The following is a 21,819-nucleotide window of genomic DNA, read 5'->3' as shown; positions in this document are numbered from 1 at the left end:
TGCAGGCGCCCGGAACAAAAACGGCTCAAACGCATTATCATGCCGGCGGCTGGGTAATGCATCCCATTACCAATGTATGGGGCTTTACCGCTCCGGGGGAGCATCCAGGCTGGGGATTGCATGTGGGCGCCAGCGCATGGATGAACCAGCACTTGTGGGAGCATTATGCATTTACAAAAGATGTAACATATCTGAAAAGAGTATTCCCCATATTACAGTCTGCCGCGGCGTTTTATCTCGACTGGCTGGTAAAAGACCCCGTATCGGGGAAATTGGTATCCGGTCCCGCAGCTTCGCCGGAAAATAATTTTACGGCGCCCGATGGCAGCCAGGCAAGCATCAGCATGGGCCCGTCACACGATCACCAGGTGATCCACGATTTATTTGCGAACACATTAGATGCGGCTGAAGTTTTGGGGATAAATAATGAAACAATTGACAAAATAAGATCGGCGATCGATCAGATCCCGGGCCCGGCCATCGGTTCCGACGGGAGGCTGATGGAATGGGCAAAAGAATTTAAAGAAGTGGAACCGCAGCACCGGCACGTTTCGCATTTGTTTGCATTGTATCCCGGACACCAGGTATCTTATTACAAAACACCGGTACTGGCACAGGCAGCCCGCAAATCGCTTGAACGAAGAGGCGATGGCGGAACCGGCTGGTCGCTGGCGATGAAGATCCGTTTCTGGGCGAGGCTCCACGATGGCGATCATGCGCTGAAGCTGATTAACCGTTTGTTGGATCCGGTACATTCGAGCGGTGTGGAAATGACCAATAGCGGCGGCACCTATAATAATTTGTTCTGTGCGCATCCGCCATTCCAGATTGACGGTAATTTCGGTGCAACCGCAGGCATTGCCGAAATGTTATTGCAGAGCCACGAAGATTTTATTGAATTATTGCCGGCTCTTCCGGCTTCCTGGAAGAATGGCGAAGTAAAAGGGTTATGTGCAAGAGGCGGTTTTGAGCTAAGCATGAAATGGAAGGGTGGAAAGCTTGCAGACGCCGTGCTGCTTTCTAAAAAAGGCGGGGCCTGTAAAATAAAATATGCCAATGCAGAAATGAGCCTGCAAACAGTTGCTGGGAAAACCTACCCGCTCAGCAGGTTGGTGAAATAGGAGATGAGCAGTGTCTGTAAAACGGTCGGCACCCGACGCAGGAGGAGCAGACCGTACAGGTCTTACCAGTAGCTGTTATCCGGCTTGCTGCTAAAGCTCAACTGTTTGTTATGCCAACGGCGCTTGCCGGCAGGCAGGGAAGCATCTGTCTCCGCTCAAACATCACGGACACCACCATGAGGTACAGAAATCGTATTTGCAGCGAATAGGTTTAATGTGAAAGGAGTTCATTAATTTTGTACCGTACAACCCTCAACCTTCAGCCAAAGAAAACATTTTTTGATGACTGCATACATTCCGTTGGGGCAGTTACCCGTGCGGTATTGTAAAATTAATTATTGAATATAAAATAACCATAAACGCAGAACGATGAAACTTACATATGATCCCCGTTATCCATCCATAGACGATTTAAGAGAAAAAGCCAAAAGAAAGATACCACGATTTGCATTTGAATACTTAGACGGAGGATGTAATGAAGATGTAAACCTGCACAGGAATACCGCCGAAATCCGTAAGGTGGAATTGCTTCCCCAATACCTGGATGTGCATACGGGCTCCGATATGCGGACGGAATTGTTTGGTCATACCTACGATGCTCCATTTGGCATTGCTCCGGTAGGGCTGCAGGGGCTGATGTGGCCAAAGTCTCCGGAAATATTAGCGAAAGCTGCGTTTGAACACAATATCCCTTTTATTTTAAGTACGGTAAGCACCAGCAGCATTGAAACAATCAGTGAAATTACAGAAGGCAGGGCATGGTTTCAATTGTATCATCCCACAGAAAACAGACTGAGAGATGATATTATCAAAAGGGCCGAAGCTGCACATTGTCCCGTACTTGTTATTCTTTGCGATGTACCCACTTTTGGATATCGTCCGCGCGATATAAGAAATGGTTTGGCCATGCCTCCTAAAATGTCGCTTAAAAACATGCTCCAAATTGCGGGCAGTCCGGATTGGGCGATCAGAACACTGTTCAATGGGCAGCCGGCTTTTGAAACCTTAAAACCGTATACGCCCAAAGGGCTTGATTTAAGGCGACTTGGTGTGTTTATGGATCAAACTTTTTCGGGAAGGCTGAATGAAGAAAAGATTGCGCCTATACGTGATATGTGGAAAGGAAAGATTGTGTTGAAAGGGGTGGCAAGTGAATCAGATACCGAAAAAGCAATTCAATTGGGGCTTGATGGAATTATCGTATCTAACCATGGGGGAAGGCAGTTGGACGCTGGTCAGTCAACCATAAAGCCACTTACGGCTATTGCCGAAAAATATGGTGATAAAATAAAAGTAATGATGGACAGTGGTTTAAGATCAGGGCCGGATATAGCAAGGGCACTCGCGTCGGGAGCCGGGTTTACATTTCTGGGCAGGTCATTCATGTATGGCGTGGCTGCGCTGGGTGCGGCCGGAGGAAATCATACCATTTCCATTTTAAAAACGCAGCTTCAGCAGGTTATGGAGCAAATTTGCTGCGAAAAAGTAAGCGACTTTCCCAAGCACCTGGTAACTCAGAAATGATCATACTTTCCACATGGTGCCGGAAGGGTAGGTAAAAGCTTCCATGGTGCTGCTTTTCATGGTTATGCTGTAGCCTGGCGCTAACGGTGGCATATAGTTGCCGTTTTTGATCACAACGGGATGCAGGAAGTGTTCGTGCAGGTGGTCTACATATTCTGTGATCCGGTTGTTCAATGATCCGCTGATGGCGATGTAGTCTATCATAGACAGGTGCTGCACGTATTCGCACAACCCCACGCCTCCTGCATGCGGACATACAGGTATATTAAATTTTGCGGCCATCATCATTATGCTCAATACTTCATTTACGCCTCCCACACGACAGCTATCAATCTGGCAAATGTCAATAGCACCACTTTGTAAAAATTGCTTGAACATCACTTTGTTCTGACAATGTTCACCTGTAGCTACTTTAACGGGTGAAATGGCTTTGCGAATGGCCAGGTGACCCAAAATATCATCGGGACTCGTAGGCTCTTCAATCCACCACGGATCAAATTTTGACAGGTGTTCCATATTTTGAATGGCTTCCTTTACATCCCACTTTTGGTTGGCGTCCATCATAAGCTTTATATCACTCCCGATTTCTTCTCTTATGATCTGTGCTCTCCGGATATCATCATTGATATTTGCACCTACTTTCATTTTTAAGTGTGTCCAGCCTTCACTTCTTGCCTGCCTGCTTAAGTAACGGATCTTTTCTTCGGAGTATCCCAGCCATCCCGCAGAAGTGGTATAAGCCGGATAACCGTTTTTCAACAGAAAATCTATTCTTTGCTGTTTGCCGTCTTCCCGCTTCTTAAGCATGCCTGTGGCCTCTGCGGGAGTAATTGCATCTGTAAGATAAGTGAAGTCAATACAGGCAACCAACTGTTCGGGAGTCATGTCCGCAAGGAGCTTCCATAATGGCTTTTTTTCGGCTTTTGCATAGAGGTCCCAGACAGCGTTAACCAGTGCGCCGGTTGCCATATGGATTACTCCTTTTTCGGGACCTAACCATCTTAGCTGACTGTCGCCCGTTATCATCCGCCAAAAGCCTGCCATATCCGATGTTATTGCATCAATTGATTTTCCCGTCACTAAACCAGACAGGGATCTGATGGCCTCAACACATAATTCATTTCCCCTCCCTAAAGTAAAGGTGAGACCGTGACCTTCAAAAGAAGGATCATTGGTTTTAAGTATTACATAAGCTGCAGAGTAATCCGGGTCGGCGTTCATAGCGTCCGACCCGTCTAAGGTTTTGCTGGTGGGGAACCTGATGTCCCTGGTTTCAACAGCAGTTATGATCAGTGCCATCAAATAAAGCGTTATGTTTAAAGATATCGAATCACTCCTCCCCAAAAACCTGGTGTGTTGAAACGGCTATCCTGTTCCACGAATTAATGACAATGATTTGCATAATGATTTGCGCCAGCACATTTTCGCCATAAAAGCCCAAAGCCTTGTTGTACGTTTCATCGCTTACGCCGTCTTTTGCAATGAGGGTAACCTCCTCCGTTAGCTGCAGCACTGCTCTCTCTTCATCTGTAAACAACGGGGATTCCTTCCAGGCAGACAAGGCAAATATTCTTCGCTGTGTTTCGCCGATCTTCAGCGCTTCCTGTGTATGCATATCAATGCAATACGCGCAGCCGTTGATCTGTGAAGCCCTGATCTTTATCAGCTCCCGGAGCAAGTGTGGTATCGCCGAACTTCTGACATATTGTTCCATTGCAAGCATGGCCTTGTAGGCCTGGGGTTCTGTTTTTAGGATGTTTATTCGTTTCATCATTTGTTATTTATTAAATTGTTTAAATAAGCGGTAGTGACCGGGTTTTCTTTCACCTCATCCATTCCTTCGTACCGCAATAATTTTTCCGCGGTATTTTTTATGGCGTTGATGGCGATCTTTAAAAACCCCGGGCCGAGACTTAACCTTGCCACACCGGTTTTTTGTAATGCCTCAAAACCGGGGATGCCCGGGAGCAATAAAATATTTACAGGCAGCCCAACGGCTTTTATAACAGCTTCCATATCATCTGTTGTTTTTAGAAAGATGGGATAAAAACCATCGGCCCCTGCATCTTTATATGCCTTGCCTCGACGAATGGCTTCATCTAATTTTTCTGCGACCGGTAAATGACCCGCTTTCAGGTATACATCTGTGCGGGCATTGATAAAAAGTGATGCTCCCATTGCCAAAGCCGTATTTCTTATAAGGCTTATTTTTTCACATTGCATTTCCACGGGAGCAAGTGAATCATCTTCATGGTTGCCATCCTCAATATTAATTCCGGCGATCCCTGCATCTATGAGCTTTTTAATATTTTCTGAAAGCGTATGATCGTTTTTTGCATAGCCGCTTTCAATATCTGCCGTAACAGGAATATTTACACGCTTTACTATTCTTTGCAGGATGGTCAGCAGATCGGTAAAAGGAATTTTTTCCCCATCGGGATAGCCGTTACTAAAAGCAATGGAAGCGCTTGCAGTGGCGATGGCGGGATATCCCATGCTCTCCAGCAATGCTGCGCCCAACGGATCCCATATATTAGGAAGCACCAGTAGCCTGCCGGTGTGGTGAAGTTGCTTTAAGGCTTCTCCCTGTTGCATTTGAGTATGATTGAATGATGACATTTTTTGTATTTTAAAATGTACAGTGACGGTTGTATTATGATATTGCCGTGATCAGCCCGGTTTGGTTTTGTGCAGAACCAGCTGTATTTTATTTCTTAATTCGGGTATGGTTTCTTCCATAAACCACGGATTTATGGTAATCCAGTTTTGATTCCGCGGAGAAGGGTGGGGCAGAGGAAAATACCGGGGAAGATATTCTTTATAGCGCTTTACCGTTTCCGTGAGATTGATCTTAGCCGCTTTTTTCAGATAATAACGTTGCGCATATTGCCCTATTAACAATATGAGCGGACTACCCTTTATGCTTTTTAAGATGCGTGGGTGCCAGAGCGGCGCACACTCGGGTCTGGGAGGCAGATCGCCTGAAGCGGCTTTTCCGGGGTAGCAAAAACCCATAGGCATTATACAAAAAGCTTCGGGATCATAAAAAGCGGCTTCATCTACATTCATCCATTCCCTTAATTTCCTTCCGCTTGCATCGTTCCACGGAATGCCTGTTTCATGAACGCGCTTTCCGGGCGCCTGGCCGATGATGATTATTCTTGACTGGCTGCTCAGCTGAACAACCGGGCGGGGGCCCAGCGGCAAATGATCTTTACAAATTTCACATCTTTGTATTCTTTTTAAAAGCCTGTCCATTATAAGTTCATCAAAAAATTGATGCAAAGTTAGTTTATAATGAGGTATGAGGGGTAGGGTGTAAGGTGTAGGGTGAAAGGTGAAAGGTGAAAGGTGAAAGGTGTAAGGTGTAAGGTGTAAGGTGTAAGGTGTAGGGTGTAAGGTGTAGGGTGTAAGGTAGGGTATAAGGTATAAGTGTAAATGCACCATTCACTACTCACTACTCACTACTCACTATTCACTACTCACCATTCACTGCTCACTATTCACGTTTCACATAGCTCAACCTCCCGTTTATAATTCTGGCGGGAGCGGTATAGGGATGTTCCCCGGCTTTTTCAATGCCCGTGATGTGCCATACTTTCCATCCCCCTGCTTTGAGATAATCAGAAACCAGGCTCCTGTGGCAGCGCCACCACACTGCCTCCGAACACATATACGCGGTACGTTGTTCCAATGCCCGCTTTTCGAGTGCTGATATTCCTTCTTTAAAAGCATCTGTTTCCATATAATCGGCATAGCCGCGAAAAGCAGGATGCCTCCATTCCGTATTTTTGGAGTCGGGGTTTTCTTTTCTTCTGCCACCCAGGTCCTTCAAATGAATATATTGAATATGACTTTTGGGTAAGGCAATTTGTAAGCTTTCTTTGTTGAAGTGAGGAAATTTGCGCGATCGGGGATAATTCCTGATGTCTGCTACCAGCTCAATCCCGAAGGAATGTAACATTGCTGTAAATTCCTCAAAAGGGTGTGTGGAATGACCGATGGTCCAGATCGTTTTTTCTTCTTTTTTCATAAGGTTTGATCCAACAGCTATAAGCTACTGTATTGCTTTTTTACCTGTAAGATTGTTGGTGATAGAATTTTGTGTTTCACGATGGTAAATATAAGTGGGGAGATCCGTTTTCATTACGGTTGAACCCGACTGAATGACCCGGTCTAAAAAATCAGCATCATGTCCCAGGGACATAGCAGAGAAGCCTTTCATCAAAAATGCCAGTTTTCTCTCAATAAAGAAAGTGCCGCCAATTGCGCAGTTGCGCAGGTGAATCATTTTTTCATAATTGAATCTGTCGGGCACGTAAGGGCTTCCGATTATTTTTACACCGCCATGTAAAAAATCAACACCTTTTTTCTGAATAATGGCTTTTCTCGTTGCAAGATGATCAGCGGTAAACTCGTCATCCGAATCCAAAAATGTAATATACTTCCCGGTTGATAATAAAATTCCGGAGTTCTTCGATGCCACACAACCTTTGCTCACCTGCCTGATGTAGGTTATTTTATTGTTTAACTTCAGGTAAGGAGTAATTTGAATGTGCGTGTCATCCGTGCTGCCATCGTCTACAACAATGGCTTCCCAGTTTTTTTCTGTTTGGATGATCAAAGAATGCAGGGCCCGTTTTAAGAGATTTGCCCTGTTGTAAGAAGTAATGATTATAGAAAAAAAAGGCAAATGAATTGATGCGGCCGTATGTTCAGCATGGTCCATTCTTATGGTATCATAACGGTGATAAATATTCCTTATCAAAGGTACATCTAATTGCAGCGTTACGTTTGCTGCAAATGAATATTTACCAATATCGAAAATCTACAATCTTCAGGTGCCGGGCCTGATTAACCTTCCGTAGTTCTACTCGGAAGTTAAGTGCACAACTTCAGGCGCTTTTCCCCAATGCGGGGGAACTTCAGAGGCAGTAAGCAATGGCATGGAAGAACCAACCCCTCCCAGGTATTGTACCGTATTTTGAAATACTACTTTTTTTATTTTGTAGAATCGGATGGCATATGAGCACATAACACAGGGTTCATGTGTTGTATACATCACACAGCCGGATAAATCATTGGTTTTCAGCTTTGCTACCGCAAATCGTACAGCCTCCAGTTCTGCATGACAGGTAATATCATTTTTACTTTTGCCGGCTTCCTCAGCCTCGCTCACAATTTCACCTGCTTTTATAATAATGGCGCCCACAGGTGAATTACCCCTCGCCGCCGCTGCTTTGCCTAACAGCCGGCAGCGCTCCATATAATAGCTGTCGCTTTTCATATATAAGCTGTCGGGTCGTGATGGGTTAAATGGTTATTTAAAATCATACTTTTTCTACCGCTTCCATTTCATCCATGGCCAAAGCCGAGTGTGCATAAGCGGCGCCGGCACGCATTTCAGCGGCTACCCACACCGCTTCCATGATCTCTTCCTTATTTGCGCCCTTTCGCATTGCCTGCGCCGTATGCGAGTGAATGCAATAGGGGCATTGCGTTACATGAGCCACCGCCACGGCAATCAGTTGCTTTGTTTTTTCCGGCAGAGCGCCTTCTTTAAAAACGGTTTTGCTGAAGGTTCGCCAGGTTTCTATTATTTCAGGAGCGAGCGCCGCTCTTTTTTCGCTGTTTTCTCTCGTTGCCGCAGCATATAATTGTTCACTTTTCATATTCGTTGTTTTATTCCGGTAAAAAAATATTTCAGAAAAACGTTGCCGGTCCATACGGGGTTAGTCATTGATGTTTCCTCATTTTATTCTGAAATGGCAGCTTTCCGTAGATTTGGATTTAAAATTCCTCAGTAACGATTTTGCTTTTATCTGCTCCCAGTTCGTTAAGCGTTTTCGCAATGTCTTCCACCATCGCATCCGGTCCGCAGATGTAAAAATACTGCGACAGATCCTTTATTTTTTCCCGGAGGTAAGCTGTATCTATTTTCCTGCTTTCGTATGGCGCTGTTTTTTCCTGGGTAAGCGTGTTGATGAAATGACTGCCCAGCATTTTTCCGAACTCTTCTTTAAGAATAATATCCTTTGCAGTTCTGTTGGAAAAGATCAGCCGGTTCTCTCCCAGTCCGGCGTCTTTATGCAACTGTCTTAAAATGGCGATAAAAGGCGTAACACCGGCTCCGCCTGCAATAAAAGTACCTTCACCTTTATAGTGAATAGCTCCCCAAACATCGTGTAGTATCAGCTCATCACCTGCTTTTAATTTCCCCAGGGCATTGGTAACACCATCGTGATCGTCATATATCTTGATCGTAAATTCAAGGTGATCCCAGTCGTTTAAACCGGTAAAGGTGAATGGTCTTCTTTCTGCTTTCCATTTCGGGTGATTGATTACGATATCGGTTGCCTGACCCGGCTGAAATGTATAATTGTCCGGCTTACTCAGCTTAAACCGCTTTACATTGTGTGTTACAAGTTCAGTTTCCAGGATCTTTACAATATGCTCTTCGTTTGGATATTCCATGAAAATGGTTTTAAAATGTAAGGTTGATTTATTTTTCTTCAAATATTTTTGTAGGGATAATGAACAAAGGTATGACGCTTTGGCGCAACACTTTTTCCGCTACGCTTCCTACCAGTATTTTTTCGAGTCCCCGCCTGCTGTGCGTACCCATAACAATCATATCCGCATTTATTTCAGTAGCTGTTTCCAATATCTGCTCACCAAAATCGCCTTCTTTTACGATGGTTTGAATGGTTGTATCATTTAAACGCTGCCTCAACTTATCAAGGTAGTCCAGCGCAGCTTCTCTCAGTTGCTCAGCAGAAGCAGTTTCAACGAATTTGAAATCGGTAAAGCTGTCAAATCCCATCAGGGGCGAATAAATGTCGGAGGAATAATACGCGGCATCAGAAATAACATGCAGCAGGGTGGTGTGCGCATTCATGGATTTTGCTAATGCATATCCTTCTTCCGCAATTTTTTGCGCAGTGGGATTATAATCCAGTGCTATTAATACTTTTTTCATACTGTTTATTTAATTTAGTTAGGGTGCTGCACCAGTTTATGCTGCTGCAGAAGTGCTTTTGCTTTTGTTACTACGTTGTTTACAGAAAAACCATATTCTTTCATTATCTCTTTTCCGGGTGCGGATTCTCCAAACCGGGTTACGCCTATTACACTGCCTTCATCGGTAACATATTTGCTCCATCCAATAGGCGACCCCGCTTCTACAGCCAGCCTTTTACGTACATGTACGGGAAAGATCTTTTGTTTGTATGCTTCATCCTGCTTATCAAACAATTCCCAGCAGGGGAAGCTTACCACACGTGTACCGATAGATTCCTGCTGAAGTTTTTCCCGGGCTTCCAGCAGCAGGTGCACTTCACTGCCGGTACCCATTAAAATAAGCTGTGGTTCGCCGGCACAATCCGATAGAATATAAGCGCCTTTTTCCAGTGCTGACGCTTTGGCGTACTTGTTCTGATCAATTACAGGTATTTCCTGCCGCGTTAAAATGATAGCAACAGGCCCGCCTGTATGCTGCAATGCCACGCGCCAGGCCTGCACCGTTTCATTGGCATCTGCCGGGCGTATTACCATTACATTGGGAACAGACCGTAGTCCGATGAGTTGCTCTACCGGCTGATGTGTGGTGCCATCTTCTCCCAGCCCGATGCTATCGTGCGTGTAAACAAAGATGGGTCTTATTTTCATGATGGCCGCAAGGCGCACCGGCGGACGCATATAATCGGAAAAGATCAGAAAGGTAGCGCCATACGGAATGATCCCTTTTGTAAGCGCCATTCCGTTTAAAACAGCTCCCATTGCATGCTCCCTTATGCCGAAATGGAAATTCCTTCCGCCGTGATTATCGCTGCTGAACGAGTGAAATCCATCCAAATTCGTATCAGTAGAAGGCGCAAGGTCTGCAGATCCTCCGATGAGCAAAGGCAATCTGGCGGCAATAGCATTCAGCATTTTCCCGGATGCCTTGCGGGTGGCTATACCTTTTTCACCAGGTTTAAAAACGGGCAGGTCATTGTCCCATCCTCCGGGTAGTTTCCCATTGCTGAATAATTCGTATTCCGCGGCTTCGGCAGGATATTGTGTTTTGTATTTTTGGTACAACGCCTGCCAGTCCTTTTCCTTTTGTATGCCTGCTTTGCGTTTTTCTCTGTAAAAAGCCAGAACATCATCTGCCACTGCAAAGCTTTTACCAGCATCAAATCCGAAGTTTTCTTTTACCAGTTTAAGCTCATCTTCGCCCAAAGGCGAACCATGCGCCGAAGCAGTGTCTACCTTATTGGGACTGCCAAAAGCGATATGTGTTCTAACTCTGATGAGTGAAGGACGGTGTTTTTCTTTTTTTGCGTTTTCAATGGCAGTGGCTATAGCCTCAATATCGTTCCCATCTGCTACCGATTGAACGTGCCAGCCGTATGCGCGGAAACGTTCGCCCACATCTTCATTAAAAGCCAGTGAAGTTGCTCCTTCAATGGTGATGTGATTGTCGTCGTACAAATAAATAAGCTGTCCTAACTGCAGGTGTCCTGCCATTGAAGCCGCTTCTGAAGCTACGCCTTCCATTATATCGCCATCGCTGCAAATGGCATAAATGCTATAATCAAATAATTCAAAGCCCGGCTTGTTATAGCGCGATGCAAGGAACTGTTGTGCAATAGCCATGCCTATGCCGTTTGCAAAACCCTGTCCCAGCGGGCCGGTAGTAACTTCAATACCGGGGCACAAGCCGTATTCGGGATGACCGGCGGTTATGCTGTGCAGCTGCCTGAAATTTTTTATATCATCCATGCTCAGGGCGTAACCCGTCAGGTACAGAAAACTGTATTGTAACATACACGCATGACCGCACGATAATACAAAGCGGTCGCGGTTAGCCCAGTCCGGGTTTTGCGGGTTATAATGCATAATGCGCGACCAAAGCACATGCCCAACAGGTGCAAGTCCCATAGGGGTGCCGGGATGGCCGGAATTGGCTTTCTGTACTGCATCGGCACACAATACGCGAACGGTATTGATGGCTGTCTGTTCTATTGACTCCATGTTGTCTGAATTTAAGAATACTCAAAAAGGAGTGTAGTATAAGGAGTAATCGTTGCTGAAAGTTACCACTTATTACGGATACTAACATTAAAGCATGCAGCTCTTGTACATGCCGGCGGTGAAAAGCTTATATTTATAGGATAATTTAATTAACGGACTATGGATGATAAATACAATGAGTCAACAGATCTTAGGCCTGAAGGCGAAAGGATGCTTGATGCGCCATTGGTGAACATTGACATTGCCGGTTTTAGCAGGCAGCTAAAGAGTGAACCTACCTGGAGCAACAGCGACCGCAATGCCATCACGGTGTATAAAACAAATGGACTGCGGATAGTGCTGGTTGCACTGCATGAAGGAGCAGTTATAGCAAAACATACCGCTGCCGGAATTATCAGCGTACAGGTACTGGATGGGGAAATTAATTTTACTACTGATGAACAATCGGTAATTCTGGGAAAGGAACAGATGATAGCGCTGCATACAGGTTTACCGCATAGTGTAACAGCATTAAAAGAATCGGTGTTCTTATTAACGCTCACTACTACTCCTGCAAAATAAAAATTCTTTCCGGGCGGGGCAGTTGATCTGCGGCATTCAGGATACAGTAAGCAGATGAATAACAGTTTTATAAAGCCCGTATCTGCCGGATCATCTGGTTGGTAAATCCCCACTCATTATCATACCATGCCATAACTTTTACCAGATCCCCATCCACAACCCTTGTTAACTCCAGGTCAACAATGGCGGCAAAGGGACTTTGAACGATGTCTGACGACACCAATGGCTCATTCGAAACAGCCAGTACCAGCTTATACCTGCTGCTTTCTGATTCTTCCTGTAAAATGCTGTTGATCTCTTCAGGCGACGTATTTCTGACGGTAACAAAAGTGATGTCTGAAATGGACCCTACAGGTACGGGTGTACGTACCGCCACACCATCAAACTTACCCACCATCGCGGGTAACGCTTTGGTGGTGGCAATTGCAGCGCCCGTAGAGGCGGGAGCAAGGTTTACCGCAGCGGCCCGCCCCATTCTTGGTTCTCTTTTCGATGGGGCGTCCACGAGCGTTTGAGAAGCCGTATATGCATGAACTGTATTTAAAATTGCTTTTTTAATTCCAATCCTCCGGTCTATGATCTCAATGATAGGGCCTATATTATTGGTGGTGCAACTGGCACAGGAGAATACCGTTGTGTTGCCGTCGCCTGTATTCACCCCATGCAACACGGTTGGTGTGTTCTTGCTTTTGGTGGGGCCCGATATGACCACCGTTCTTGCACCTGCCGTTATATGTTTTTCTGCATCTTCCCTGTTGGTAAAAAAGCCCGTGCTCTCAATTGCCACATCTATCTCCAGCTCTTTCCATGGGAGCTGCGCAGGGTCCTTTTGAGAAAGGAAAAGGATTTTCTTGTCACCAACATGCAGATAGTCGCCTTCAACCTGTACATGAGTTGCGTACCTGCCATATACGCTGTCGTATTGCAACAAATAAGCCGCATTGTCGGTGCTCATCAGGTCATTGATGGCCACAATTTCCAGTTCCGGAATTTCCATGATCACTTTGAGGGCAGCTCTTCCAATTCTGCCAAAGCCGTTGATTGCTATTCTTTTCATATTGATTTGCTTTTGAATTCACGATAAAAGAAGTAGGCGGGTTGATGATCGGAGACGCTTAACATTCGTTTACGGGTTGCGATCAATTTGCCGCAAAGGTAAGCTTATTTATGCCTGTTTTAAGAAAGTTAAGAAAGGGTATAAATATTCATGCAGCGTGGAAAATGAATGCATGTTGGGTACCGTGACCGGCAATGCAGTTGTATTTTCTTAAGGCGGCGACGCAATTTGTTTTATGCAAATGCTTCCTGTTTCTTCATCATATCGGAGAGTTTTTGCAGTTGCTTTGTAAAGCTTTCCATCATCCAGTCTTCATGTTTAACCAGTGCGGCAGCGGCGGCAGCCTGTTCGTATTCCATCATCTCGCCCAGTCCAAAATGCGCTTCTGCTTTGTTTACTGCGATCCAGAATTTTTGTTCACTGATCATGCCTTCCTGCTCTTCGGTAACAGGAGTTATTGTTTCACCGGCACGGCTTTCCATGTTGCTTATCTTTTTCAGATCTTTTTCACACAAATCCAAAACTTCTCTTCGTATGCGCTTGGCCCAAACGGTGTCGGCTATTTTATCTTCCTTTTTAGGATCAAGCATTGTAGTAGTGCGGAGTTGCAACAGGTAAGCCAGGTTAATGCCATTGTGCCTGTTGTGCAACAGGTAATACCCTCTTTGATAAAGAAGGATGGCATTATTGAGATGTTCGTCGCCCTGCCCTTCCTCAAAGAGATGTTTTTCTATTGAGCCTGCAAGTGCCACCGTTTCGGGATCGTTGGTCCGTCTCAGGTCTATTTTTTCAAGGAGTTCAATGGCTCTGTTCAATGATGCGATGTAGTTGGGCTGCCTTGCCTGGTAAGTGGTGAGCGCAAGCCTTTGAATAAGGTACGTATTATTGGAAACGGATGACGATTCACTGCCGTCGTGTACCATTTGCAAAGCCGTTTCAAAAAGCGTTTTTGCGGCGTCAAACTGCTTTTTTTGCAAAGCTTCCTCTCCCTGCTTTATGATGAAGGCAAGAGAATGATCTTCGCCTGTACTTCCGCTTTCGGCAGCATCGGTTTTTTCTGTTAATGCATCGCCAATCTGGCGTACTACCCTGTTGGCTTTTGCTTTTAAAGAAGGAGGAATAAGACCCTCAATAAAAGTATACACCGGGCTGTCCGGCGATTGTGTGTTTATAACGGTGTCAATGGTATCGCCCAATAATTTTTGAAAGCGCAGCACTTCAAAATAATCAATGCTGTCGCCCAAATGTGTATACCGGTTAATAACAATATGGTTTACATCAAAAGGATAGCCCAGCAATGCTTCCGACATGATAATGGTGGTACGGGGCTTTAAAGCATGCCGGATGCCCAGCTCATAAAAAGCATTTACGTTGGCGGTAGAAAGATCGGCTATTACAATATCCGCCGAAAGCAGCTGCTGGTACATCTGCAGGTCAATGGAACCGGAATGGAGGATCTCGTCTGCACGTATGCAGGTAATATTTTTGCTTTCCACTACGGGTTTTATAAGCGCCTGGTACGATTTATCAAGATTGAGCTTACGTCCTGTAGCCAGATCGGTCTTGATGCCGAAACCCATTACCACGAAACATTTTTTTGTACTGGTCATATAAGTGGAATTTTATTGAAACGATTACTTACCGGAACCCGTTATTACAATGATGTTACCTGTGCGGGTAAAGAATTGAGACTGCTTTTGCATTTACAAAGTCCGGCTCAGCTAAAAATCAAAAATAAACCCACCATACAAGCCGCCATTTAAAATGCCTGATTTTCCCTTTCTTTTTTCATTCACCATAAGATCATTGTCGTTGATATAAGCTATCCTGAAATGTTTGATTCTGAAAGCGATTGAATAGCTCAGTTGTTTTACGGCCAGCCCGGCAGAAAGCAATGCATTATTAAAAGGCACATAATTTACTCCAAGGGCAGCATCATAAAAGCCATCCTCCGTAAAGATCATATCTGCCCCAAAATTAAAACGCTGCCATTTGTAGCATCCGCCCAATCCTACAGCCCTTTGATTTTGCATATTGTAGTTGTTACTTCCGCCTGCAGCAAATGCATCGGCATATAATTTAGTACCTGCAAGATTCATGGCATTGATGCCCACCTGCAAAGCGTTGCTTACTTTATAGCTTGCCGAAAGATCAAGATCCCATTTTTGCTTTTTTACGGTGCTGTCGGTAAATGTGTTGGCAGTTGATCCGTTATCGTCTATGGTTATTTGAAGCAGGTTAGGGATCCTGAGGTTTTGCCATATGGATTTTACGGTTAGCCCAATGCTTAATTTGTCATTTACTTTAAAAGAGGGGGCCAGGAAAGCCGAATGCTCCTTCAACTTTACCAGAAAAGAATCTATCTGTACCGTATTGGCTTCGTTTGAGATCTTTACGAATAACGTGTTCCTGTATTCATCCTGTTGCGTATATATAAAGCCTGCTCCTATAAAAATTCTGTCGTTCAGCCTGAAATAGCCACCCAGCTTTGCATTGTTTTTTACATTGGTAAGAAGACTGATATTATAAGGGGTTCTGCTTTTAACGATTGCAGATGGGTTCCAGAAAACAGCTTCCGACATATCCCGGGCGGGCGAAAAATTAAAGCCGGTACTGGCAGTATGGGTTAATGCAGATGAGAAGAGAAACCCGCCATATTTTATTTTCCCCGGCCCCAGTTCCCTGGCTTCAAAAATTCCCGCATTGGATACGATGCCTATTACAGGCGTTATGTTTGTTAAAAGGTTCAAAAGCGCCGGGGTTCCCACCAGGGCAGTGGCATTCGTGATCTGACCGATGCTTTGCGCGGGCTGCCGTACGATTACGCCAAGCATGCTGTCGGCCCTGAAGGGCGGCAATTCCAGCTCGTTGCAGTTGGCATTGAACTTCCAGTCTTTTACAGTAACATACGATTTTGTTTTATCGTTGTTTTTCCTGTCCTGGTCTTCGGAAATGAACACCCGTTTTACCGCTTCGCTGCATTGGCTGCATCCCGAAACAATATACAGGCTCACCTGCTTATCCCGGAGCTTCGCAAAAGGCACACCGGTATTGCATTCAAAGTATCCCGGGGGAGTAGACGCGGTTGTAGTAGATTTTGAGGGAATAAATGCAGGCACCACAATAATGTTTTCTGCCCCTCTTGTGGAGTTGGGGCTTTCATTCTGGCATCGCACCCTGCCTTTGATAACAAGGGTTTGACCTGAAGCATTGTTATATAAGAGCAGCAGCAAGGCGGGGTATATAATAAAGTTTTTCATCAATCGTGGTTTTAAATGAATGAATAAGAATTTATATTTATCCATCATCTGCAATAAATAAAACATGAAAACGCATCTGCTGTTACCCGGCGCAATGTTTTGCATACCCATGCCGGCGGCCGGTAAAGCATGCTTCATGTTTAATGTATGGTACCGATTTTTTAAAGAGGGCGGCTTAAGCGGTGTTGGCGTTTAGCGGGTAACCGGATTTAAGACAAAGTCAACCTTCATTTCTTTGTTGTTGATCTTTACGGCAATTGTTTTATCCTCAAAATCTTTGTTGGAGGTGGTGAGTGTTACTTCATCGCCTATGGTATAATTTTCCAGCGTCAGGTTATATGTTCCATTGGTAATGGTGGTGGTAAAGAAGCGGGTGCCATCTGCATTTACCTCCACTCCTTTAACCGGCATTTCAGCAGCGGTTTTAACCTGCCCGGTTATATGGATAACCCCGGGATCCGATTGGACTGAAAAGAAAAAGAACCCGGGAACCGCTAATGCGGCACCCAACACTGCCACAGTTAGCACGATATACTTTTTCTTTTGTACAACCTTTGCTTTTAAAGCGCTTTGAGTATCTCCCGTAGCGGTATTATTTGTTATAGCGTGACCATTTATAATGGACTCAACTGCGCTGAAGAGTATTTCCAGTTCGGGGTGATCGGGTTCTCCTTTCCAGGAGGATAGCTGCGCTGCTTCAATGCGCCTGAAAGCAAGTGGGATCTTTACATTTTCCAGTATAACCGGCGCAAGGATATTTCTTTGGGCGGCTTCACTGGCCTCATTTTTTACCCATTCAGAATTTACCGAACGTTGGGTCCAGATCACAATTACGCATTTGGCTCTGTTTAACTCCTGCTCTATAACAGTGTCGTATCTCTGTCCTACAGGAATTTGCCTGTCCCACCAAACCGACCAGCCTTTATGTTCCAGTGTTTCGGCAATGGCTCTTACCCTGGTTTTATCTTCACTGGAATAACTTATAAATATGTCAGCCATGTTGCTTACAATTTATAATTCAATTCATTTCATAAGGCATAATGTTAAGTTACAACAAAAAATCCTTAACGCCTATGCCCGGATACATCAGCCATGCCTGCTATATAAACTGATCCACGCAACTTTTTAATTTCTGCAGGTCGGCTTCGGTACAATCTATATAGCTGTAAATGGCAAACATAGGCGGCATGTCTTCATCTTTCATAAAATTGATCGTTTTGATGATGCTTTTTTTTGTTCGCAGCTCCATTACTTTGGCGCACTGAAACTCGTCCCAGCACACATCCGATTTGCTGTATTCGGGCGTTAAAATACAGAGCACTGATCTTGAATTTTGTATGGCTTCCGAAATCTTCCTGATCCATAGCCCGCCCGGCGGTATGCTGCTCCTGTCGTAAAAAATGTTAAGCGTATCTTTCTTTTCCTGTATGGCTTTTACAAATTCCTGTACCGCTCCGGTTTGCTTATGCGAATAGCTGATGAACAGGTCATAGGCTGAAGTGGCTGTGGCAGGAGGTTGCGACGCTACGGGTGGCATTGCACCGGTTGATTCAGGATCGCGGCCGGCATTTTCAGGAGCATACACCATTTCAGGTTCAGCAACTGCAGGATAGGGCACCGCAGGCGGACGCCGAGGAAATTCGCTTGTATTGCTTATTTCCTGTGTTGTTTTTACCAGCGCGTGTTTTATCTCTTCAAAGATGGGCAATGCCGCATCAGCCTGTTCCTGCCGGTATAAAACCAGTTTAATGCATTTGAGCGGTAACCCGTTCTGCAGCCAGAAAACAGCATTTTCCAGTAAAGGAGGCAGCATCTTTTGCATAGGAACTTTCTGGTATCCTGTTGCCAGCACCGGCATGGCTATTTCATCATTGTCTTCATCAAAAGCAAAAGTGTTAATACACCTGAAAATATTTCCTACAATGGTTTGTGGCTCGCTTGAATGGTACTGCGGTTCAAAACAAAGGATTTTTTTGAAATTGAATTTGTTTTTTTGTTCTGCCGGAAGCGGGGCAGACAGCCAGCATCCCAATTGTTTTATCAAATCTATTTGTTTATTTACCGCCAATGCCTGAACAGAAAGTCCTTTATTTTGGAGCGCCAGGAACAGGGATCCTTTTAAAGCCATATAGTCATTGGGAAATGCGGAAACCACCAGTATATCAACGGCGTGCTCCCGGGGTATAGCCGAAAGATCACCCAGCAGCAATTGAATAACTGCATCTTTTTTGCCTGTTGGTATCGTTATTTGTGAGAGGAGCTGCATAAGTGGTTATTTGCGGCAATATTTTAAAGTATTATCCACACGATAATCTTTTTTCCATTGTATTAAGCTTTCAGCGAAGCGTTCAACCGACCCCCGAATATTATTCCTGTCATACGCATAATAGTGTGCCCCCTGTATATCTGCCGGAAGATTTTGTTCGGTGTTCTTTTCATACAACAAAAAAACATCCCTTCCTATGGTGTCGGCAATGCCTAACTCATAGAACACATTGGCATTGGGTACCGAAATATCGGCTATTACCAGTCCCGCCCTTTGTATGTGTTTAACGATATTTTCGGCCAGTTTGCCAACGCGCGGGATCATATCTCCCCGCACACATTCCATTTTGGATTTTATAACAGCAGGCTTAATGAAGTCATAAAATACAGTATTGGACCACTCTTCCGAAAACGGCATAACAATAAAGCAGGAAGGAATATCCACATAAATCTCTTTCATTTCAGCCGGGCCCATTGTTATCATAAATTTGTTAAGCATGCGTCGAACAAGGGGATTGAGACTGTAAGTGCGTGTGCCATCCATTTCCACAATCCCATCATCCGTAAGATACTGAATGGTATCGGGGTAACAGTCTATACCCATTTCTATCAGTTCTGTTTCTTTAAGCGCCCCATGCATGCTTGTGTTGAGCAAATGGAGCATTTTCCACTGATCGCGGTAAGCCATAAGCAAAGGTTTATATAAGTTTTTCTATACAGTCCATCAGCCACGCCGTTTTTTCTTCACCCTGAAGAAGTGCGGCTTTGGCATAAATCTTTTTCAGGTTCCCGGCTGTTGTTTCTTTCTCCCATTTTGCCGGGTTACAGGTTAAGGCGGCAGCAAGAAATTGCTTTGATCTTGCTTCATTCATCTGCAGCGCTGCCAGCTCCAGCGCCGTTGCCTGCACCCAGTAGTTGTTTTTATTGGTTTCCAGTTGTCTTTCCACCGAATAGGTTACTAATGGAAAATACTTTTTAAACCTGGGATCGTCTGCATTTTCAAAAAACAACAGGGTAAGGGCGTTCACACCCGGGTAAAAATCCCTGGGGTCGGCATCAAAGCCATCCAGGTAAGCTTCAATGGATTTATTCCTGTATGCTGCTGCCAGCAGGTCATCACCGGTATTATCATCCATGAGCCCTTTATATACGGCTCCCAGTAATCCATTGGTTTCGGGGTCGGGCCCGTATTTGCCAATGATATCATTGAGTATCTGCTCTGCCTCATCTCTTTGCTTTGTTTTGTTCAGTGCAAGGGCCAGTTGCTGATGAAGATAGATATCGCCTTTCCTTTCCCTCTTCACCAGTGGTTGTATCATTCCTGCCACTTCACTGAAAGCATTGGTGGCTTTATAAGCGCTCATTAATGCATAAACCAGGTCGTAGTTGTATTTCAATCCATTACCCGCCTCTTTTTCTATTGCCTTTAATTGCTCTGACAGCTTGTTTTTTTCTTTCCCGCAGGAAACCTGCTCTTCACCAGCGCTTCCTTTTTCCTTCATATCCCACCGTTTCCACTGCTTTACCAGCATTTGGATCTTTTGCTTGGTATTGTTCGTTTCATTTATGATCTCTTTGAAGGAGTCGGCCTTTGCCTTTAGTGTATCCAATTCAGGGAAAATATAGGCGGGGATCATTTCGCAGATGGGACTGTCTGCCTGCGCCTGCTGCGCATCAAGATTTATCCGGATAATATCGGAAAGGGCCCGGATCTTTTGTTCACAATCTACTATTTCCCCCGCTTCGAAGCTATAAGGCAAAGCTCTCAGGGGAGCCACATCGAACGGCAGTTTGGTATTGGCTTCAAATATGCTTACCGTGGTAAAGGGCTTTACTGCATGGCGTATGCCCAGTTCGTAAAACACATTGGCGTTGGCAAAACTCAGATCGGCAACGGCAAACTCGCAATAGAGCAAACGCTCATACATGGGCTTGTGAATAAATCCGCCACCTTTTTCTTCGTCGGCCCGGACAGGCGACAGGCCTGCCCGTTCAATTGCTTTTTTAATAAATGAATCGTATACCTTATTGAAATCAATTTCTTTCTTGTTGCCATCCGTTTTCACGCCAAAGGGCATCAGAACGAAACAAAGACTGGCCATTTACTTCAGTTTAAAGGTGTCGGCAAAATGATTTTCTTTCACTTCAGCGGAAGCGGCTTTTACCCCAATGTCATACAATTCGAACCTGCTCGCTGCATTGCTCATTTCCGTAAGCCCGTCAATTTCGCTTTGGGTATAATCTTTTTTCATTAAGGGCTTTAATGTTTCAGCATCAAGCCAGAGATTATAGCGCAGGTAGGTCATCAAACCGCCGTCTTTCTTGGGTCCGCTGAGACAATCATTTTCCAGTTTGCCTATTTCTCCGTCAATTTCCCATGCTGTAGGTGAATTGCTCAGCCATTGCATGATGATCTGGTTGTGCCAGCTCGCGTCCTGCATAAACATATCGGGTAGCTGCTTTGCCCAGTTCAGAAGATTGTTCTTTTTAACATTAGCCGGGATTTGTTTCCACCTGCTCATGCCTGTGCCTACCGAAACAACGAGCAGGTTACCGGCGCCGCATTTCCATTTAAAAGGAAATCCCTGCAACGTGGCTACCATCAATAGCTGCAGGGCCGGGTTATTGGCCATGCTTACGCCACCGTCTACAAAAGCGGCTTCACGCAGCCCCCCGCCCACATCTATGATCTGTGGAAGGAAATAAGTGGGTGCTGCTGCGCTTGCCCTTACCGCTTTCCACAACAATATATCTTTGTTCATCCCGTCGTTGCTGTTGAAATATTTTCCGCCGGGATGGTTGATCAGCGGCCAAACGCTGTTGGTGTCCGCACGTTTTGCAACAATGCATAGGCCCGTCTTTATTTTGTCGCTTTCCAGCTTAATATCTCCAAACAGCTTTTGCAGTTCATCTTCCAGGGGTTTGGCTTTATAGGTAGCTTTCAGGAGGTCATCTATCTCAAAAATTTTCCACCATTTGTTTTTTTTGCCGAATATTTTATCGCCCAGCTCCA

The 21,819-nt window shown here is 45.0% G+C and carries 22 protein-coding genes; 3 read left to right on the top strand and 19 right to left on the bottom strand.

What is annotated here, in order from left to right:
• Nucleotides 1–1,121, top strand: a 1,121-nt coding sequence (locus PLH26_RS08855) for a glycosyl hydrolase family 95 catalytic domain-containing protein (protein WP_349770415.1), incomplete at its 5' end; no start/stop codon positions are given.
• Between the two features lie 369 nt (nucleotides 1,122–1,490).
• Nucleotides 1,491–2,645: an alpha-hydroxy acid oxidase gene (locus PLH26_RS08850; RefSeq protein ID WP_324585653.1), complete on the top strand. Its 1,155-nt coding sequence runs from the start codon at nucleotides 1,491–1,493 to the stop codon at nucleotides 2,643–2,645.
• On the opposite strand, the gene PLH26_RS08845 is transcribed toward PLH26_RS08850, so the two are convergent.
• The 11 genes from PLH26_RS08845 to tkt all read right to left on the bottom strand — a co-directional run bounded on the left by PLH26_RS08845 (nucleotide 2,646) and on the right by tkt (nucleotide 11,663).
• Nucleotides 2,646–3,944: an L-fuconate dehydratase gene (locus tag PLH26_RS08845; protein ID WP_324585652.1), complete on the bottom strand. Its 1,299-nt coding sequence runs from the start codon at nucleotides 3,942–3,944 to the stop codon at nucleotides 2,646–2,648.
• A 31-nt stretch (nucleotides 3,945–3,975) separates the two neighbouring features.
• On the bottom strand, nucleotides 3,976–4,419 hold the full coding sequence (locus PLH26_RS08840; protein ID WP_324585651.1) for a carboxymuconolactone decarboxylase family protein: 444 nt from the start codon (nucleotides 4,417–4,419) through the stop codon (nucleotides 3,976–3,978).
• Nucleotides 4,416–5,264 carry an isocitrate lyase/PEP mutase family protein gene (locus PLH26_RS08835; protein ID WP_324585650.1) on the bottom strand — a complete coding sequence of 283 codons (849 nt, stop codon included), beginning with the start codon at nucleotides 5,262–5,264 and terminating at the stop codon, nucleotides 4,416–4,418. Before PLH26_RS08835 ends, PLH26_RS08840 begins: the two co-directional genes overlap by 4 nt.
• Nucleotides 5,265–5,315: 51 nt before the next feature.
• Nucleotides 5,316–5,930, bottom strand: coding sequence for a uracil-DNA glycosylase family protein (locus PLH26_RS08830; RefSeq protein ID WP_324585649.1), 615 nt, complete (start codon nucleotides 5,928–5,930; stop codon nucleotides 5,316–5,318).
• Nucleotides 5,931–6,144: 214 nt separating this feature from the next.
• Nucleotides 6,145–6,678, bottom strand: a complete 534-nt coding sequence (locus PLH26_RS08825; RefSeq protein WP_324585648.1) for a DUF488 domain-containing protein — start codon at nucleotides 6,676–6,678, stop codon at nucleotides 6,145–6,147.
• Between the two features lie 24 nt (nucleotides 6,679–6,702).
• Nucleotides 6,703–7,374 carry a glycosyltransferase family 2 protein gene (locus PLH26_RS08820; RefSeq protein ID WP_324585654.1) on the bottom strand — a complete coding sequence of 224 codons (672 nt, stop codon included), beginning with the start codon at nucleotides 7,372–7,374 and terminating at the stop codon, nucleotides 6,703–6,705.
• A 141-nt stretch (nucleotides 7,375–7,515) separates the two neighbouring features.
• Nucleotides 7,516–7,932, bottom strand: coding sequence for a nucleoside deaminase (locus tag PLH26_RS08815; RefSeq protein WP_324585647.1), 417 nt, complete (start codon nucleotides 7,930–7,932; stop codon nucleotides 7,516–7,518).
• Between the two features lie 43 nt (nucleotides 7,933–7,975).
• Nucleotides 7,976–8,317, bottom strand: a complete 342-nt coding sequence (locus PLH26_RS08810) for a carboxymuconolactone decarboxylase family protein (protein ID WP_324585646.1) — start codon at nucleotides 8,315–8,317, stop codon at nucleotides 7,976–7,978.
• 118 nt (nucleotides 8,318–8,435) lie between these two features.
• The gene (locus PLH26_RS08805; protein ID WP_324585645.1) at nucleotides 8,436–9,119 is read right to left on the bottom strand and encodes an FAD-binding oxidoreductase; all 684 of its coding nucleotides are present in this window, start codon (nucleotides 9,117–9,119) and stop codon (nucleotides 8,436–8,438) included.
• A gap of 28 nt (nucleotides 9,120–9,147) precedes the next feature.
• Nucleotides 9,148–9,624, bottom strand: a complete 477-nt coding sequence (locus tag PLH26_RS08800; protein ID WP_324585644.1) for a universal stress protein — start codon at nucleotides 9,622–9,624, stop codon at nucleotides 9,148–9,150.
• A 14-nt stretch (nucleotides 9,625–9,638) separates the two neighbouring features.
• Nucleotides 9,639–11,663, bottom strand: a complete 2,025-nt coding sequence (gene tkt, locus PLH26_RS08795; protein WP_324585643.1) for a transketolase — start codon at nucleotides 11,661–11,663, stop codon at nucleotides 9,639–9,641.
• Between the two features lie 159 nt (nucleotides 11,664–11,822).
• Between tkt and PLH26_RS08790 the strand changes: the two genes are divergently transcribed.
• On the top strand, nucleotides 11,823–12,224 hold the full coding sequence (locus tag PLH26_RS08790) for a cupin domain-containing protein (protein ID WP_324585642.1): 402 nt from the start codon (nucleotides 11,823–11,825) through the stop codon (nucleotides 12,222–12,224).
• Between the two features lie 67 nt (nucleotides 12,225–12,291).
• Here the strand turns inward: PLH26_RS08790 and PLH26_RS08785 are convergent, their stop codons facing one another.
• From PLH26_RS08785 to PLH26_RS08750, 8 genes are all read right to left on the bottom strand, one after another.
• The gene (locus tag PLH26_RS08785; protein WP_324585641.1) at nucleotides 12,292–13,281 is read right to left on the bottom strand and encodes a type I glyceraldehyde-3-phosphate dehydrogenase; all 990 of its coding nucleotides are present in this window, start codon (nucleotides 13,279–13,281) and stop codon (nucleotides 12,292–12,294) included.
• Between the two features lie 233 nt (nucleotides 13,282–13,514).
• A complete protein-coding gene (locus tag PLH26_RS08780; RefSeq protein WP_324585640.1) occupies nucleotides 13,515–14,891 on the bottom strand; it encodes a TRAFs-binding domain-containing protein in 1,377 nt (458 codons plus the stop codon).
• A 111-nt stretch (nucleotides 14,892–15,002) separates the two neighbouring features.
• The gene (locus PLH26_RS08775) at nucleotides 15,003–16,541 is read right to left on the bottom strand and encodes a PorV/PorQ family protein (RefSeq protein ID WP_324585639.1); all 1,539 of its coding nucleotides are present in this window, start codon (nucleotides 16,539–16,541) and stop codon (nucleotides 15,003–15,005) included.
• 192 nt (nucleotides 16,542–16,733) lie between these two features.
• On the bottom strand, nucleotides 16,734–17,540 hold the full coding sequence (locus tag PLH26_RS08770; RefSeq protein WP_324585638.1) for a toll/interleukin-1 receptor domain-containing protein: 807 nt from the start codon (nucleotides 17,538–17,540) through the stop codon (nucleotides 16,734–16,736).
• 100 nt (nucleotides 17,541–17,640) lie between these two features.
• Nucleotides 17,641–18,807 carry a toll/interleukin-1 receptor domain-containing protein gene (locus PLH26_RS08765; RefSeq protein WP_324585637.1) on the bottom strand — a complete coding sequence of 389 codons (1,167 nt, stop codon included), beginning with the start codon at nucleotides 18,805–18,807 and terminating at the stop codon, nucleotides 17,641–17,643.
• Between the two features lie 6 nt (nucleotides 18,808–18,813).
• The gene (locus PLH26_RS08760; RefSeq protein WP_324585636.1) at nucleotides 18,814–19,494 is read right to left on the bottom strand and encodes a hypothetical protein; all 681 of its coding nucleotides are present in this window, start codon (nucleotides 19,492–19,494) and stop codon (nucleotides 18,814–18,816) included.
• A 10-nt stretch (nucleotides 19,495–19,504) separates the two neighbouring features.
• Nucleotides 19,505–20,908, bottom strand: a complete 1,404-nt coding sequence (locus PLH26_RS08755; RefSeq protein ID WP_324585635.1) for a TRAFs-binding domain-containing protein — start codon at nucleotides 20,906–20,908, stop codon at nucleotides 19,505–19,507.
• Nucleotides 20,909–21,819: patatin-like phospholipase family protein (locus PLH26_RS08750; RefSeq protein WP_324585634.1), on the bottom strand; the 911-nt coding region annotated here is incomplete at its 5' end. It abuts the gene before it with no gap.

Source organism: Agriterribacter sp. (assembly GCF_035444585.1).
Taxonomy (GTDB): domain Bacteria; phylum Bacteroidota; class Bacteroidia; order Chitinophagales; family Chitinophagaceae; genus Agriterribacter.
Note: the sequence above shows the minus strand (reverse complement) of the source record. Positions and strands in the feature narration are given on the sequence as shown.

Bases quoted from the DNA above. Each gene is read 5' to 3' on its own strand.
- PLH26_RS08765 (WP_324585637.1), bottom strand. From the start codon at position 18,807: ATGCAGCTCCTCTCACAAATAACGATACCAACAGGCAAAAAAGATGCA.
- PLH26_RS08760 (WP_324585636.1), bottom strand. From the start codon at position 19,494: ATGGCTTACCGCGATCAGTGGAAAATGCTCCATTTGCTCAACACAAGC.
- PLH26_RS08800 (WP_324585644.1), bottom strand. From the start codon at position 9,624: ATGAAAAAAGTATTAATAGCACTGGATTATAATCCCACTGCGCAAAAA.
- PLH26_RS08775 (WP_324585639.1), bottom strand. From the start codon at position 16,541: ATGAAAAACTTTATTATATACCCCGCCTTGCTGCTGCTCTTATATAAC.
- PLH26_RS08780 (WP_324585640.1), bottom strand. From the start codon at position 14,891: ATGACCAGTACAAAAAAATGTTTCGTGGTAATGGGTTTCGGCATCAAG.
- PLH26_RS08790 (WP_324585642.1), top strand. From the start codon at position 11,823: ATGGATGATAAATACAATGAGTCAACAGATCTTAGGCCTGAAGGCGAA.
- PLH26_RS08820 (WP_324585654.1), bottom strand. From the start codon at position 7,374: ATGGACCATGCTGAACATACGGCCGCATCAATTCATTTGCCTTTTTTT.
- PLH26_RS08845 (WP_324585652.1), bottom strand. From the start codon at position 3,944: ATGGCACTGATCATAACTGCTGTTGAAACCAGGGACATCAGGTTCCCC.
- PLH26_RS08785 (WP_324585641.1), bottom strand. From the start codon at position 13,281: ATGAAAAGAATAGCAATCAACGGCTTTGGCAGAATTGGAAGAGCTGCC.
- tkt (WP_324585643.1), bottom strand. From the start codon at position 11,663: ATGGAGTCAATAGAACAGACAGCCATCAATACCGTTCGCGTATTGTGT.
- PLH26_RS08840 (WP_324585651.1), bottom strand. From the start codon at position 4,419: ATGATGAAACGAATAAACATCCTAAAAACAGAACCCCAGGCCTACAAG.
- PLH26_RS08850 (WP_324585653.1), top strand. From the start codon at position 1,491: ATGAAACTTACATATGATCCCCGTTATCCATCCATAGACGATTTAAGA.
- PLH26_RS08835 (WP_324585650.1), bottom strand. From the start codon at position 5,264: ATGTCATCATTCAATCATACTCAAATGCAACAGGGAGAAGCCTTAAAG.
- PLH26_RS08810 (WP_324585646.1), bottom strand. From the start codon at position 8,317: ATGAAAAGTGAACAATTATATGCTGCGGCAACGAGAGAAAACAGCGAA.
- PLH26_RS08805 (WP_324585645.1), bottom strand. From the start codon at position 9,119: ATGGAATATCCAAACGAAGAGCATATTGTAAAGATCCTGGAAACTGAA.
- PLH26_RS08825 (WP_324585648.1), bottom strand. From the start codon at position 6,678: ATGAAAAAAGAAGAAAAAACGATCTGGACCATCGGTCATTCCACACAC.
- PLH26_RS08755 (WP_324585635.1), bottom strand. From the start codon at position 20,908: ATGGCCAGTCTTTGTTTCGTTCTGATGCCCTTTGGCGTGAAAACGGAT.
- PLH26_RS08815 (WP_324585647.1), bottom strand. From the start codon at position 7,932: ATGAAAAGCGACAGCTATTATATGGAGCGCTGCCGGCTGTTAGGCAAA.
- PLH26_RS08770 (WP_324585638.1), bottom strand. From the start codon at position 17,540: ATGGCTGACATATTTATAAGTTATTCCAGTGAAGATAAAACCAGGGTA.